Genomic DNA, 14,218 nt, shown 5'->3' on the forward strand with positions numbered 1-14,218 from the left:
CCCGAGCCAGACGTGCTTTTGGCCCAATGCCTCCACGGAGCCGGAGGAAGATGACGACAGCCTCAGTTTCGGGATCCGGGGCATTGAGCGTCACCATAGGTCCGAGCGGGACGCGGGACAAATACTTTTGGCTAAAACTAGGAGGTGCCTGAACAAGGCTGGCGAAGGCGGACGTTAGACAGCTAAGAACAGCCGATAATTTCGGACTCAATGCCGCCTGAACCTCGATCAGCGACCAAGCATTGAACCCCGGTAACACGACCACTACCGCTCCCCCTAACCGTTATCTGCAGTAGCAGATCAACAAGCAGGCGATCTGTCAACAGTGATCACGCGACCTTAATTTCACGCAAGATAGCGAAGCCACGCAAAACGGACGCTTGTCCGAGTTCACTTGACATTCACTACAGGGCCAGGTTGCATGGATAAAGCTACGATCATGATTCAGTGCACGTGATCGGGAGGCAACCAGGGCGTTTCCGGCGAAGAAGTCGCGGAGGACGGTGAGAGGCTGATGCCGTGTTTACGGGGGGAACAGCTGCGAGCGCCCAATGAGCTAACTGTTGGAGATCCTTATCTGGACTGTGGCCAGGCTAAATTCCTGCTCAGTCTGGTTGTCGGTGAAGAACGCCGTCAGGTCGCACACGAAGCTCAGGATGCCGGAACGGACCGGAAGTTAACCCGCCGAGATCTGGATGAATATTCCCTGATTTCCCTGGCGAGGGTCAAGGTCCACAGCTATGCTGTAACGCATCGTCTAGGAAAACTTCCATTACAGCGCGACCAATCCTTCGCGGGTCCGCGTAGAACGTCACGCTACCTGGGTGAAGGCGCCGAGGAAGAGCGCGGAGCCATAGCGGGTGTTGGGAGTAAAGGCGTCGGCAATCAAGATGCCAGTGGAGGGCGGCCGGCATCCCAACCACGTCCCTCCCCTCCTCGCAGCCGTGAGCGGCGTGCCAGGTCAGGCGGATGGCGCAGGGCCCTGGCACCCAGCGCGGGAATTCGTCGACGCGCCTACTGGGTTTCTCTAAGTGCCCGACCTGCTTGCTCCGCAGGAGCGCGAGAACACGGTCGTGGAACGTGGCGAGTGCGAAACCCTTGGAGCCCACCACGCTGGCTGGTTCGCCAGTTCTATTGGTCGCCCGCCTCGGGGGAGATACTCAAAACCAGGCCGTGGGCGGGGCCAGCCCGTTCACCCCGCTCCGAGTTGGCACTGCGTACTTACTCTCGCCGGCGCCGGCGCGATCGCGATACAGACACAGTAAACATTCAGCCCCGGTCATCGGCGATCACCAGTCACGACTCGACAATACCAAGACCTGCCTACACAAATGGCGGTCACCGCAGCACCCGCGGACAAATAGCGTTCGCATCGCTCGCAGGTCACCGTCCGCTGCTTGGCGATCTCATTCAGAATCAGGCACCCAGGCTAACCGAGTGGCTCAAAATGCGCCATTCGGACGGGACGATGTGGATGCGTAGCCGCTTGCCATGGATAAAGCCGTTCGCGTATCGACGACACCGCGCTCATCCCGGTCGAGCTCTCGTCGCATTCATGCGCACATTCATAACTAGGGGGATACGTGATTGAGCTCAGCCTAAATAGGGCCGTGTTGAATCCAAGCGTACCGCCGGCTGAAGTAGTCCGATCAGCGCATGCTGCAGGATTTACATATGTGGAGATGTCGGCCAAACGGCTAATCCAGACAATTGAGACGGACAAAGAAGCCCGAAATCTCCTGGAAGATCGCGCGATCATCCCCGTACATGGGGGATGGTCGCTGCGACTCAATTGGTCGAGGGAAAAGTTCGAACAGGGCCTATTAGTAGCTGAGAAAGAAATGCACTTCGCTGCCCAATGGGGAAGTCGCAGCGGGGCATTGGTACTTCCTCCTTCTTTATCTACAGTAAACCATGGCATGACTGAGGAGGAGATGCTCGAACGTATCGGCCGGACTGCCGACCTCGCATCGCGCTCTGGGCTATCCTTGGTTATCGAGTTTATGGGCGTCGGTAGTGAAAAACCACTCCCCGCTTCGTATCGGACGCTAACGGGGGCACTTCGTGTAGTGCGTCTAGTAGGGCGCGCAAATTTAGGGATCCTGCTGGATTCCTTCCATTGGTACACATCCGGCGGGACTCTGGACGAGATCAATGATATGCCGACTGACATTCCCCTCTTCGTTCACCTCAACGATGCTCCAGCCGGAGACCGCAGGAGCCTGACGGATGCTATGCGCGAGTTACCGGGCTCCGGGGTTATTCACCTATCAGGGTTTCTCAATGCTCTCCTTGGTCTCGGCTATAGAGGGCCTGCTTCCATAGAATTAAAACATCCACAGCTGCACGCCATGCCCGCATTGGCCGCCGCGGAGACTGCCTTCCGTGCCGGCGACGCAGTACGCCATTCTCTTAAGCTGCATGCTATTGCGTATGGTGGTGGAAGGTGAGCTCACGGGTCCGAATTGCAGTTGTTGGCTGTGGACTTATCGGTGCAGAACATCTCCGAGCATGGCGAGCTGTTGCTCGCGTGGCAGGTAAGCACTTCGAGATAGCTGCTGTCTGCGATAGCAACGGGGCGCTGGCCGAGAGTTCCGCTCTAGAGGTGCGCCGATGGCAGACGACACCAGTCACTGTCCACACAAGCTACGAAGACCTCTTGGACGGATCAATCGACGGAGTCGATATCTGTCTACCTACCTACCTGCATGAGCAAGTCGCATGCTCAGCCCTCGATGCTGGTGTGCATGCCATGGTTGAGAAGCCGTTAGCCATGACTATCCAAGCAGGACGGAGGATGAGGGATACCGCAGTGCGCGCCAACCGAGTGTTGAGCATGGCGGAAGACCACCGAAGAACTGCCGCAATCCGGACCACACGCTGGTTGGTTCATGAGACTGGGCTTATCGGAACACCAGAACTCATCCAAGCCCAGAGAGTGCGCTACGAACCAAACCCAACGAGAACGGGATGGCGAACGCAAAGGGCATTGGGAGGTGGCGGTTGGGCTATCGACAATGGCGCCCATCTCATTGACAGCTTGGCTTACATTGTAGGTCCACTTAGCAGCGTTACAGCTGTGGCTAAAAGACTGCATAATACGCCTGTCTTTCATGCCAATGGAGATACCAGAATTGACGAGAGAGAAGACTTTCTCTCAGCATTAATGACCTTCGAGAGCGGCACCACAGGAATTTTCTCCTGCGTTAGTTCGCTCCCTCATGCCGACGATTTCAGCTTCGCCCTTAGAGGAACCACAGGGGCAATAGTGGACGATGGAGGGCAGCTATTCCATGCCCCCCTCCCTGAAGCCCGAGTTCACGCCAGGGGCGGAAATCGTCGCTCGCTGCGCGATTTCCACAAGGACTTCCTCGCATCATTGTCACCTCGCGAGCACGAGAAATACTTCCCCTTTGGATTGACCCACGGTTTCGCAATTGAATGCGCGGAGTTTTTGCTAGCCATCCGTGACGGTGCGCAAGTTGAGATAGGCGCGGATACAGCATTGAATACTCTTGCCACGTCACTCGCTTTCTACGAATCAGCAATTGCTGGACGGACAGTATCAGTGACGGAGGTCCTCAACGGTTCGCTTAGTGAATACCAGAAGACAATTAAAGTCGGCCCGTTGGAATCAGATTTCAAAAGAGTGTGACTTTACGAGAGAATGATTCAACTTGTTTCCTCCACATGTGGTCAGCAAAAATCAGATTTGGGCGAACGAGCCGGCGCTAGGAGCCGTATACACACAAGCGGAAGTTGACGCGGTTTTGGCTGCACTGCATGAATCCATGGATCCGCACATAGGATTCCGCGCCAAAAACCGTGAGATGATCTTCGAGGATGCTTTCGGCGCCTATTGTGGGGCTCAGTTCGCGATTGCCTATAACGGGGCAGGGACAGCCCTGGACATGGTGCTTCACTGTTTGGATCTACGCCCAGGTGACGAGGTGATCTCAGGTGCCTTGAACTTCGTTGGTGCTCACGTATCGGTGATCAGACAGGGCGGAAAGCTGGTGCTCAGTGAGATCGATCCGGCTACTCTCAACCTCGATCCAGCGGATGTGGAACGTCGCATTAGCGATCGAACACGAGCCATTCTTGTCACGCACATGAATGGTATGCCGGCAGACATGAAGGCTTTAGAGCGATTGGCTGCCCGGCACGAGCATCCGGTTTTTGGCCCGCCTAAGCTGATCATAGATGCCGCACGCGCCTGTGGGGCCGAAGATGGTGAAGGACCCGTAGGTTCTCGCGGTTGGGCGACGATCTTCTCTTTCCAGTCAAAGAAGCTTATGACCACGCTCGGAGAAGGAGGCATGGTCACCACTCAGGACGTAAATCTCGCGAAGAGACTTCGACGTCTCCGTTCATTTGGGAAGAATGAAGAGTGGGGCTCCAACTACAAAATGACGAAGCTTCAGGCTGCTGTTGGCCTGGTGCAGCTCAGGCGTCTTGACGCTATGAATATGAAGCGCATCAAGTTGGCACAGCAACGCAATGAATTGCTACGTCACGTAGCAGAACTGACACTACCGCCCGAATTCCAAGGGAGAGAGCACGTATATTATCGCTACGCTCTGCTGGTCCCTCCTGCGTGGGCAGGCGAGCTTCGAAACGAAGTGATGCTCACACTCAATCGAAACCACGGAATTGGCAGCATCGTTGCCGACCCCCCCACCTACTTAACACATCCGTGGATTCGTGAGCACATCGGAAGCCATTCACTCCCCCTTGCTGAGTCTGTTGCCGAGCGCCTCTTTTGCCCCGCCCTCCATCCACTGATGGAGCACGAGGAGAACGAATCCATGTGTGAAGCGATTATTGCAACAGTTCAATCGATCTCCCGAACCGCCAATTGAGGAGTACTGCTATGTCGGCTCTCATTAATGAAATCCATCAAATCATCAGTCGTGAGATTCATTTGGATGACGCATATCCCCTCTCCGAGAAGCCATCTGATCCACTACGGTGCGTTTTCTTTATGCCCTACGGGCACGCATATTCATTGCTTTCACTGGGGACAATGACACTGTATGACATGATAAACCGCGACGCCAAACTCGGCGCGGTTGCTGAACGTGCCTTGGTTTACGATTCTCTCGTGCGTGATGGAAACAGGCTGGAGTTGCCCGAAGGGGAAAGTACCTATAGAACGATAGAAAACCCCGCCCCCGTACTTGATGCTGACATCCTGGCGCTAAGCATCACAAACGCTGGAAATCTAGCTACAGCCTTCAAGATTTTGGATCTAGTAGGCATACCTCGACGTGGAGAGGATCGTCAACCCGGTCGGCATCCACTCATCGTCGGGGGAAGTGCCGGCTTTGCTAACCCTGAGGTGCTTGGCGACTACATTGACGTGATTGCCTTGGGAGAGGCCGAAGTATCCGTTCGACGTCTAATCGAAGAGCTGCCGACGGCGCGCGCAACCGGTAAACGGGAAGATATGCTAGAGCATATCGCACAGATACCCGGGCTTTACGTTCCGCATATGTACGACGTGGAATACAGAGAAGGCGGGGGAATTACGGAAATTCGCCCCCACACTCCAAAGGTCCCCCAAAAGGTGCTCCCGCAATATCTTTCTGTCCCAGATTTGCCATCATCTCACTTTACAGCTCCGATTTCTGACGGAGATTTCGCAATGATGGTACCAACACTGGGATGCCGCTGGGATTGCCATTTCTGCACGCTAGGCGTTCCGCCCTTCCGTCAGGCGCCATTTGAACTACTCTCCGATTATCTCGACCGATGCGAAAAGCGCGGTATCCGAAAATTCATCATCAGTTCTCCAACCTTCACTCAGTATGGCAAGCGCTTTGACCTCCTCGGAAAAATTCGCGACTTCTCAGCTCGTTCAGAGGAGAAGGTCACCACGATCATTGGCTCGGTTCGCGCTGATGAGGTCTCTAATAGCTACCTGGATGCGGTGAGCGAACTTGGCGACTTCGGGCACATACTTACAGAACTTCATTTGCAGAATGAAGTTCGTGGCGTGATTACTATAGCTCCAGAATTTGCCAACCCAGAGCTGGTTCGAATATTCAATAAAACATTAACCCGAGAAAGGGTAAATCGCTCTATCGAGCTATGTAGTGCGCATCCAGAGTTCAATACAGTGATGCTGTACTTCATAATCGGTGCGCCCAGTGAACAGCGCGAGGACCGTCTTGGGATCGCGGATTATGCGGTTGATGTGTTCAAGCGACTCAACCGCGAGGACGGCACTATCATCGTGAAGCCTCTGCAATACATGCCAAAGCCTGGCACTGTCGGACAGCGGCTGGAAATGGCTGATCCTCGCCACACGGATGCGCACGTCGAGGAGATAAGCCGGCGCATGCGCGATTTGGTGGGTGAGGAGATCTTCGACCGTCACTTCCGTGTGCTTTGGGAAGAGTCGTCGCGAATGTACCTGGAAAGTGTTTGCGGCCGAGGTGACCGCCGTGTCGGCACTATTCTGGAGTATCTGTATGACGCTGGCCATGACCTGGAAAACATCACCTCTAGTCAATTGGAAGAGGCTCTACATCATCACGGACTTAGGCAGAATGAATTCTTGCGTCGAATGAGTGACAAGGTACTTCCCTGGGAGGTCGTCAACAATGTCAACCCCGAGCAGGAAAGGGAACTTCTGAAGGCACTCGACGAGCGGACTGCCGCGCTCACAAGCACATCAGACCATGAATCATGGTAGATAATCTGGACCCCTCCATGAGGTTCCCTCGCTTTAGAGGAAAGCACGCTCTTCCCTCGGCTATTCACCCTTCAGAGCATCAAGCCTATGTTCGCGAGAGAGCCCCTAACGCTGGACTGGACGACTGTGCTGGCGTGATTCTGCTATATCAGTCATCAGTCCTGAGACGGACAATCTCCCAGTATCAGCCAAGTTTGCCGGAGGATTGGTGTAGGGGCGAACTGCGGTTCATCGCACACGAGGGTAAACGGGTTGCCCTGTGTGGAGGGTTTGGCGTAGGGGCACCGGCTGCAGCTCTTGTTCTGGAACAGCTCGTTTCTTTAGGAGCACCAGCGGTTATCACAGTCGGTACGGCCGCAGGGCTGCAGCCCTCGCTATCAGCGGGCGATGCAGTGCTGTGCAATCGAGCCTTACGGGACGAGGGAACCTCCTACCACTACGCACCTCCTGACGAATTTGCGTGTGCGGACAGTGATCTTACCGAAGCGTTCGGACGGGCCTTGCGTATGAAGGCGCTGTGTTATCAACGAGGCGACACCTGGACGACCGATGCCCCATATCGTGAGACCGCCGCCGAAGTGGACAGCTACCAGCAACGTGGTTTGCTCACGGCCGACATGGAGTCGAGCGCAGTATTTACGGTTGCCAGGCACCGCGGCATTCCTGCTGCTGCCGGCATGGCTGTTGCCGACTCGCTCGCAAAGCGAAGCCCCAGGACCTTTGACCCAAGGACTGTTGTGACCCTAGACAGGCTGGTAGAAGGAGCCCTGACCACCCTGGCATGCCATCCTGGGGCTTAACGTACCGACAAGCCTGAGAGAGTATGTGGCGGTGTGTTAAGGGATACCTAGCCACACATGCCCTGCTTACTGCAGATAGGAAACACATCGTGGCTGTGCAAGACCGTTCCGGACTTTTTCTTGTTCTCGAGGGGGCAGACGGCTCCGGAAAGAGTGCTGTGGTTGGTGAATTGATCTCACTCGCCGAGAATGAGGGTATCCCCATGCACCGGATTCTGAGGGAGTCACCTCGTGGGCATCAGTCTTACGCAAATCTGATCCGGGCGGTCGGTGGACTGTTTAAGGATGGTGACGAACTTGAGGTCCAGTGGGATCTATTGAGTCTGGCTGCGGCAGCCCAGTATTTGGCTTTGCTACAAAGTGAGGTGGAGGAGATAGTCCTAGGCGGCGGAGTGGTAGTGGCGGAGAGCTGGTGGCATAAGACGCGGGTGCGGATGGCGATCGAAGCTTCCATCCGCCAACAGCACAACCTTGTACAAGCGGAGAAATTTCGCAATTGGCAGCGAGACCTTATGCCTGTTTCTCGTCGGCTTGGCCCTCATCAGCAGATGACCGTGCTGCTGGAGGCTGACATGGAGGACCGTATCCATTGGTACCAGAATGGTGGCTGCATCGAACCCGTATATGACTCCCAGGGGGCAGTGAGTCATGACGCTACCCATTTTGGAACGTTTACTCAACAAATCGCCAATGAGCTGCGTCTCAATGCACAAGCAGAGGATTGGCCAGTCGTTCTTAACAGCTCAAAAGATAAGCCAGTATGCACAGCTGGAAAGGTGCTCAAACTCGTCGAGGCTCACCTACGTGCCCGAGCTGTCTGTTAATTGAGCCTCAGGGGCAGATGCGAGACCTGGCTAGCCCAACCGAACGTCGCCTGCCTCCCTAGGAAGATGCGATGAAGGCGGGAAGTACTCTCCTGAAACATATGGCTGTCACGCAAGACCATATCTGCTTGCGAATTTCGATCTGAGTGGTCTCTTTCTCCGTAGAAAGCAATTACCCTTTACAAGGAGGGGTTTGAGTGAAGATCGAAACTGATCTCCTGCTTGCTCTGGCTCGTTTGTGCCCAGACCCCGGGTTGATTGAGTCCTGTCGTGACAGGATTCGTGACGCCGGAGAGAACATGGATTGGGGATTCTTCGTAGATCAGGCAGCACGTCACAAGGTACTTCCTCTAGTGGCCCGGCATATATTGCGGAATAGGCTTTTTCGTGACGCGGAAACCAGCGATTGGACGATTCCGTATTGGTGGCTTTATGAGAGTGTTTATTACTCAAGCCGCGACCGTAACCGCGCTTTGACTGAAGAGTTTGGCTGCGTTATCAGGGCACTAAACAGCGAAAGTGAACTTCGGTACGCAATTCGAAAGGGGCCGGTGCTCAGCGAGCGACTGTACAGGGATCCCGGACTCCGGCGTATGGGAGATATGGATATCTTGGTAGCTCGGCAAGATTTTTCTTTACTGAAATCGATCCTATGGGACCTGGGGTACATTCAAGGGCGTATATCGCCCAATGGGCACACCGTGCAGGATTTCAGTCGCACCACGCAGGCTTTCTGGCGCATGAATGTGAAAACCAACGATTTGCCCTTTGTGAAAATGGCTCACAGAGAGCACGTCGAATCCTATAATATCGATATATGTTTCGATATTTTCCAGCCGCTCTCGGGTAGCAGTGTTGACGTTTTGGAACTACTGGAACAAAGAGTTCGCGGTCCTGTCTGTGGGGAACTAGGAGTGGCGCTATCGATAGAGGACCAGTTTATCGACCTTTGTGCTCACTTACACAAGGAAGCCACTACGTTTTACTACATCAAGGGGGGATTCGATCTTGAGTTGTTGAAGTTTCTTGATGTGGCGCTTAGTTCAGAGGAACTCACTCGAGAGAATCTCTGGCCTTCGGTACTCGACAGATCGAGTAGGTACGATGCCGACCGGAGCCTCTACTATGCACTGCATCACACCGCAATTCTCTATCCAGAATCTGTGCCGACCACAGTGCTCGCCCAACTTCGTCCCGCTGATTGTCGTTTTCTTGACGAATACGGTACTTTTGACGGTCAGCCGAAAAAATGGAACGAGCCTTTCCTGGAGCGTCTCTTCGATGCTATGCGCGTGAGAAGTGTCAACGAGTTTTCTGGTGTTCCACGGTCCTGAGCAGTGGGTAATACGTTGCTGTTCTGCAACTCCTTCGTTTAATGCTGTGCTGTAACTGCTTTCGACAGGACTGCGCGACGCCCTACGGCCGAAGGCACCGCGCCAACCGGCCATACGCCGGCTTCTACAACCCATACACCGACTTCGCTTGCGAAGCGCTTACACGCGTCCCTGCGTGCCTCGTAGACCGAACCCAACCGCATTTCTTGGCGTTCGGGAGCAGCCCCGCACTCGTGGAGTGGGCGCGACCGCTCAACTCGGCTTGATCAATACTTTCGTCGCGGCTGTGGACCTGACACGCTTCGCTCGGCAGCTTGCCTCACTGGTGATCGCACCGACTCCTATAGCCGGTGTATTTGCCGGGGAGAGTTCGAGTGCATCGAGAGCAAGCGAGCCTTCGTGCTAGTGGGGTTCGAGGCAGCGTTATGGGCGCCCGGACGTGGCGTTGCCGGCAAGGAGAGGAGCGCACCTTCGGTGCCAGAATCAGACGATCGACGGTTCGCCAGAGAGCCTGATGATGCCGATATCCCCCAAGTGGGTCAGAGTCGTCATAGGTTCGCTGCTTATCGGGCGTTCCGTCTGATTCCATCCACCGTCGAGATTGTGGCTACAGCGCCGGCAATGTTGGGCGCTGACTGCACGATCCCGCAATGTGCTCAGCTTCGCCGAGGACCTTCAAATCAAAGTGGCGAAGAAAGCTATTGACTTCATCGGTTCCGGTGAGTCAGTGTAGACCATAAGGGAAGTTTCCACGGAATTCCCGCGCTTGAATGATGCCCACGAATCGGAGGGAGATAGTCATGATGGACTCTAGCAAGCCGTAACGATTTGCCTGAGGGGATGTAGCGGAATTAGCCCATCCCCTCAGGCCTATCCTCAGTATTCACCGGCGCCTAAGACAAGTACGGGGGTTATGTGGTGATGGCGATCAGCAGTCCGCTGAGTTTCGGCCAACTGTCATTGTGGCGAAATATTGAGAACAGTTCCGAATCGCAACGCGGGGAAGTGAATCTGGTTCATGTCTGGAAAGTTCCGGCAGGGCCGAGCACTGAAGATGTTGTCATCGCATTGCATTCGCTATCGTTAAGACACGAGGCGCTTCGTACAACTCTGGAAGTTCAATACGGCACCGAACCACGCCAAATTATCGCTCCTTCTGCAGTTGCGGATTTCGAAGTACTCCGAGTAGCTGCCGGTGAGGAGCACCTTGCGGTTGAGGCGACCGTCGCTAGGCTTGACTTCCACCCATTTAATATATTATCCGATGCTCCCTGGAAAGCAGTCGTGATCGTTTCCCAGGGACGTCCAACCGATGTCGTAGTGACTGTCCATCATATAGCTGCTGACTTCTGGGCCCTGGGACTGCTCGGCGCAGACTTCCGTAAATTGCTTAAGGGGCCTATCACTGAGACGGCGCCCACTCCTCGCGATCTCGCCGCTGAGCAGCGAGGTCCATCATGGGACAAGAAGCGGAGGGCCGTCCGAAGCTATTTTCACAAAATATATTCAGCGGCAGATGGTGGCGGTGGACTACCCTCGTCCGGCGTGCCGGTCAAAGCATCGCTTCATTCTGGAGTTGCCCTTCAGGGGGCTCGGGAGCTGGCCGCTCACTTGGGAATCACTGTCCCCAGCGTAATTCTGGCCGCGCTGGGCAAAGCCGCCGCTGATGCTATTGGGGTTCGCACGTACCTCCTTAACACGATGTGCGCCAACCGTTTTCAATCACGCGATAAGAACTTAGTGGTTTCGATGAACCAATGGGTGCCAATCATTTGCCAAGCAGGCCAGGGTAGAAGTTTCGAAGAGTCTGCTCAGGAAATACATCGAGCCACACTTATGGCATATCGCCACGGTCGTTACAACCCCGATGAACGCGCAGAGATTCGAGAACAGCTGTTCCCCGGGGGTACGCCACAGCCAGCGGAGTTTCACTTCAATTTCACTCCAAACAGCTCCGCGGGAATTGCTCCTGATCCCACCAATATGGTGCGCGTTGTACGCGAACGTCCGTCTCGTACGATTGGTCCACGGTTCATGGTGGCAGCGTCAGAGTTTGGTGATCTCCTTGTAACGGCAAGGACGATGCTCGACGGATTCTCGGAAGACCATCTCGTGGAATACCTGACTTCCGTCAATAACATCCTGAGTCGCTACACTGTTTAGGAGTTGTTGTGAGCAACAATCAGGGCGATATGGTCATCGATGAAGACGTGATGCGTCGATGCGTCGGCCACGTGCTGCCGGGCGTTGAAGATTTCTCAGGACTTGATACGAGATTCGACGAAATCGGACTAGACAGCATGCTGCTCGCAGAACTGATCGTGCAGCTTGAAGAGGAAACGGACGGCATGCTTGATCTGCACGTGACGGGTCGGCTTGAAACACTACGCGATCTCATGCTATCCCTGCGTCCTCTGCGCGAAGCTGAGTGACGAATCAAACTGCCATGACACGATACCTCATTGAGTCGGGCTGCTACTGGGATTGGTCGGAAGTTAGCCGCCGCACCGAAGAACTCGCGGCCGATGCTCGCCACGGCGATGAAAGATTTCTGACGGTTACGCCGGCCAGTGGGTTCGATGTTGTTGTCGCTCTTGTCGCGGGCTTCACACTGGAATGCGAGCTCGTAATCCAGCCCCCACCCCCATACCACAGTCAGTTGCCAGACCGGAGCGTCGGGCCGGGCGTATGGATATATACCTCCGGTACTACCGGTTCGCCGAAATCCGTGCACTGGCCCTGGCGTCGGCTTTTCCCGTTGAAGCACAATGAGGTAGGTGACATTAAGCGCTGGGGAATCGGGTACGCACCAGCTTCGTTCGCGGGTGTTTCGGCCATCTGCCAGGCACTCTCAAGCAGCGCCTCAGTCGAGTTCCTGACACCTGCCTGGCCGTCGACTCGTACAGATAGACATCCTCTCACCATCGCTGTAGGTACGCCCACTTTTTGGCGTATGGCCTGTGTGCACGCCTTTCGAGGATACAAGGAGCCAGCGAAGATTGACGTCATTTCAATGGGCGGAGAGCCTGTCGATGACACGCTACTGAGTGCCGTACGGAATACGTTTCATCCTCATCGGATCAAGCAGATATTCGGTGCAACCGAACTAGGGGCCGGAATTCACATCGACGACGAGCGAGGAGGCCTCCCACTCGATGCTGCTGGTCAACGTCAGAGCAGTGGTGCTGCGTTCGATGTCCTCGCCGACCGCCTATTGCTGTCTCCCTCTGTCGGTCTTCCCTACGTCGAGACCGGGGATTTCGTGGAGATAGTAGGAGATCGGGTCTTCGTAACTGGTCGACGCGGGCTGTCGATAAACGTCGGTGGGACGAAAGTCAGCCCGCAGGCCGTGGAGCGGGTGCTTCAAGAGCATCCTTCAGTGCTCGCAGCTCGGGCGTACGCATGGCGGAGCCCGGTCGTCGGGTCGGTGGTAGCTGCCGACGTCGTACTCGTTCCTGGAAAGACTGAAGATTGCCGGCGTGACCTCAGGGCCTTCGCGGAGGCACACCTGGCTCCGGCTGAACTGCCGCGAAGAATACGGATCGTGGAAGAGTTCGTGTCAAGTGCCGCGGGGAAGGTATTGCGATCATGAGCGCGAGGAAGGTCTTCGTCACCGGCGGATCCCGCGGCTTAGGGCTGGCGATTGCCTCCAGCCTCGTAGAGGCTGGGTACGAAGTAACCACCGTCGCTCGCAGACCTACCGAAGATCTGCAGGCCCTGATCGATGGTGCGGCCGGAGCAGTGTCATTCCTCGCCGCAGACCTTGCCACATCAGCAGGCGTGCAGGCGGTGGCGCTGGAGATCCGTCGATGCCAGTCTCTGTACGGGCTTGTAAACAATGCTGGAATCGCCCATGCAGGTCTGCATGTAGATATGGAGCAGGAAGCACACCATCGCATGTGGTCGCTCAACGTGGCGGCGCCGCAGCTGCTGAGCCGCGCTGCTGCCAAGTCCATGCTTGGGTCGCGCACCGGACGCATCGTCAACATCTCGTCGGTAAGCGCGCACAAGACGTATCGAGGTCTCGCCGGCTACACCGCTACCAAGGCTGCGCTGGAGGCGTTCTCCCGCGTACTTGCAGCGGAAGTGGGCGGTTGGGGCATCACCGTGAACTGTGTTGCCCCTGGATTTATCGATACTGCCATGACGTCGAGCATTCCTCCGAACCTGCGCACCCGTATTCTCGGTCGGCGACTGCTCGATCGCCAACCAACTGCGAATGATGTGGGCGAGGCAGTCCTCTTCCTGCTCTCTGGTGCAGCCGGGACTATAACCGGCCAGGTGTTACGAACCGACGCAGGAGCGGCTACGTGAGTAACTGTTCCAGTCACCGTCCGGTTTCGCTGATCAACGAGCTTCGGAACTTCGATTGCGGCCCAACACTCGTTATAGATCACCCCTCAGGGAATAGTGCATGAATTCTCCAGCAGGTGACATTGATGATGTACTCTCCTTAATCGCACGGTGTCCAGATAGTGCGCGCGAGTTCTCGATCTCCGCTTCCGCCGTCGTCTCTGAATTTCAGATATCCCCAGAAATGCAGAGCCGGATTCGAGCCCG

The 14,218-nt window shown here is 55.5% G+C and carries 11 protein-coding genes; all 11 read left to right on the forward strand.

Features of this window, described 5'->3' with window-relative positions; all coding sequences use genetic code 11:
• Positions 1-1,610: 1,610 nt before the first annotated feature.
• Entirely contained in the window at positions 1,611-2,450 is an 840-nt protein-coding gene (locus tag SNA_RS40305; RefSeq protein WP_275042028.1) for a sugar phosphate isomerase/epimerase family protein, read from the forward strand.
• Positions 2,447-3,655: a Gfo/Idh/MocA family protein gene (locus SNA_RS40310; protein WP_078970144.1), complete on the forward strand. Its 1,209-nt coding sequence runs from the start codon at positions 2,447-2,449 to the stop codon at positions 3,653-3,655. The genes SNA_RS40305 and SNA_RS40310 overlap by 4 nt, the downstream gene beginning before the upstream one ends.
• A gap of 37 nt (positions 3,656-3,692) precedes the next feature.
• Positions 3,693-4,862, forward strand: coding sequence for a DegT/DnrJ/EryC1/StrS family aminotransferase (locus SNA_RS23920; protein ID WP_037788522.1), 1,170 nt, complete (start codon positions 3,693-3,695; stop codon positions 4,860-4,862).
• Between the two features lie 11 nt (positions 4,863-4,873).
• Positions 4,874-6,700 (forward strand): B12-binding domain-containing radical SAM protein, encoded by a 1,827-nt coding sequence (locus SNA_RS23925; RefSeq protein WP_037788521.1) that lies wholly within the window; start codon positions 4,874-4,876, stop codon positions 6,698-6,700.
• Positions 6,701-6,717: 17 nt separating this feature from the next.
• A complete protein-coding gene (locus SNA_RS45315; RefSeq protein ID WP_044366777.1) occupies positions 6,718-7,500 on the forward strand; it encodes a nucleoside phosphorylase in 783 nt (260 codons plus the stop codon).
• A gap of 89 nt (positions 7,501-7,589) precedes the next feature.
• Positions 7,590-8,324 (forward strand): hypothetical protein, encoded by a 735-nt coding sequence (locus SNA_RS42690; protein ID WP_157880060.1) that lies wholly within the window; start codon positions 7,590-7,592, stop codon positions 8,322-8,324.
• 197 nt (positions 8,325-8,521) lie between these two features.
• Positions 8,522-9,658 carry a nucleotidyltransferase family protein gene (locus SNA_RS38890; RefSeq protein WP_063752408.1) on the forward strand — a complete coding sequence of 379 codons (1,137 nt, stop codon included), beginning with the start codon at positions 8,522-8,524 and terminating at the stop codon, positions 9,656-9,658.
• A 921-nt stretch (positions 9,659-10,579) separates the two neighbouring features.
• Positions 10,580-11,821 (forward strand): condensation domain-containing protein, encoded by a 1,242-nt coding sequence (locus SNA_RS40315; protein WP_078970147.1) that lies wholly within the window; start codon positions 10,580-10,582, stop codon positions 11,819-11,821.
• A gap of 8 nt (positions 11,822-11,829) precedes the next feature.
• Complete coding sequence (locus SNA_RS23940; protein ID WP_030063330.1) at positions 11,830-12,090, forward strand: acyl carrier protein; 261 nt, start codon at positions 11,830-11,832, stop codon at positions 12,088-12,090.
• 14 nt (positions 12,091-12,104) lie between these two features.
• On the forward strand, positions 12,105-13,250 hold the full coding sequence (locus tag SNA_RS40320; RefSeq protein WP_078970148.1) for an AMP-binding protein: 1,146 nt from the start codon (positions 12,105-12,107) through the stop codon (positions 13,248-13,250).
• On the forward strand, positions 13,247-13,972 hold the full coding sequence (locus tag SNA_RS40325; protein ID WP_078970149.1) for an SDR family NAD(P)-dependent oxidoreductase: 726 nt from the start codon (positions 13,247-13,249) through the stop codon (positions 13,970-13,972). The genes SNA_RS40320 and SNA_RS40325 overlap by 4 nt, the downstream gene beginning before the upstream one ends.
• The last annotated feature ends 246 nt before the right edge of the window (positions 13,973-14,218 follow it).

Source organism: Streptomyces natalensis ATCC 27448 (genome assembly GCF_000935125.1).
Taxonomy (GTDB): domain Bacteria; phylum Actinomycetota; class Actinomycetes; order Streptomycetales; family Streptomycetaceae; genus Streptomyces; species Streptomyces natalensis.

Coding starts and splice junctions, on each gene's coding strand:
- SNA_RS45315 (WP_044366777.1), top strand. CDS start 6,718: ATGAGGTTCCCTCGCTTTAGAGGAAAGCACGCTCTTCCCTCGGCTATT.
- SNA_RS23925 (WP_037788521.1), top strand. CDS start 4,874: ATGTCGGCTCTCATTAATGAAATCCATCAAATCATCAGTCGTGAGATT.
- SNA_RS40320 (WP_078970148.1), top strand. CDS start 12,105: ATGACACGATACCTCATTGAGTCGGGCTGCTACTGGGATTGGTCGGAA.
- SNA_RS40315 (WP_078970147.1), top strand. CDS start 10,580: ATGGCGATCAGCAGTCCGCTGAGTTTCGGCCAACTGTCATTGTGGCGA.
- SNA_RS40325 (WP_078970149.1), top strand. CDS start 13,247: ATGAGCGCGAGGAAGGTCTTCGTCACCGGCGGATCCCGCGGCTTAGGG.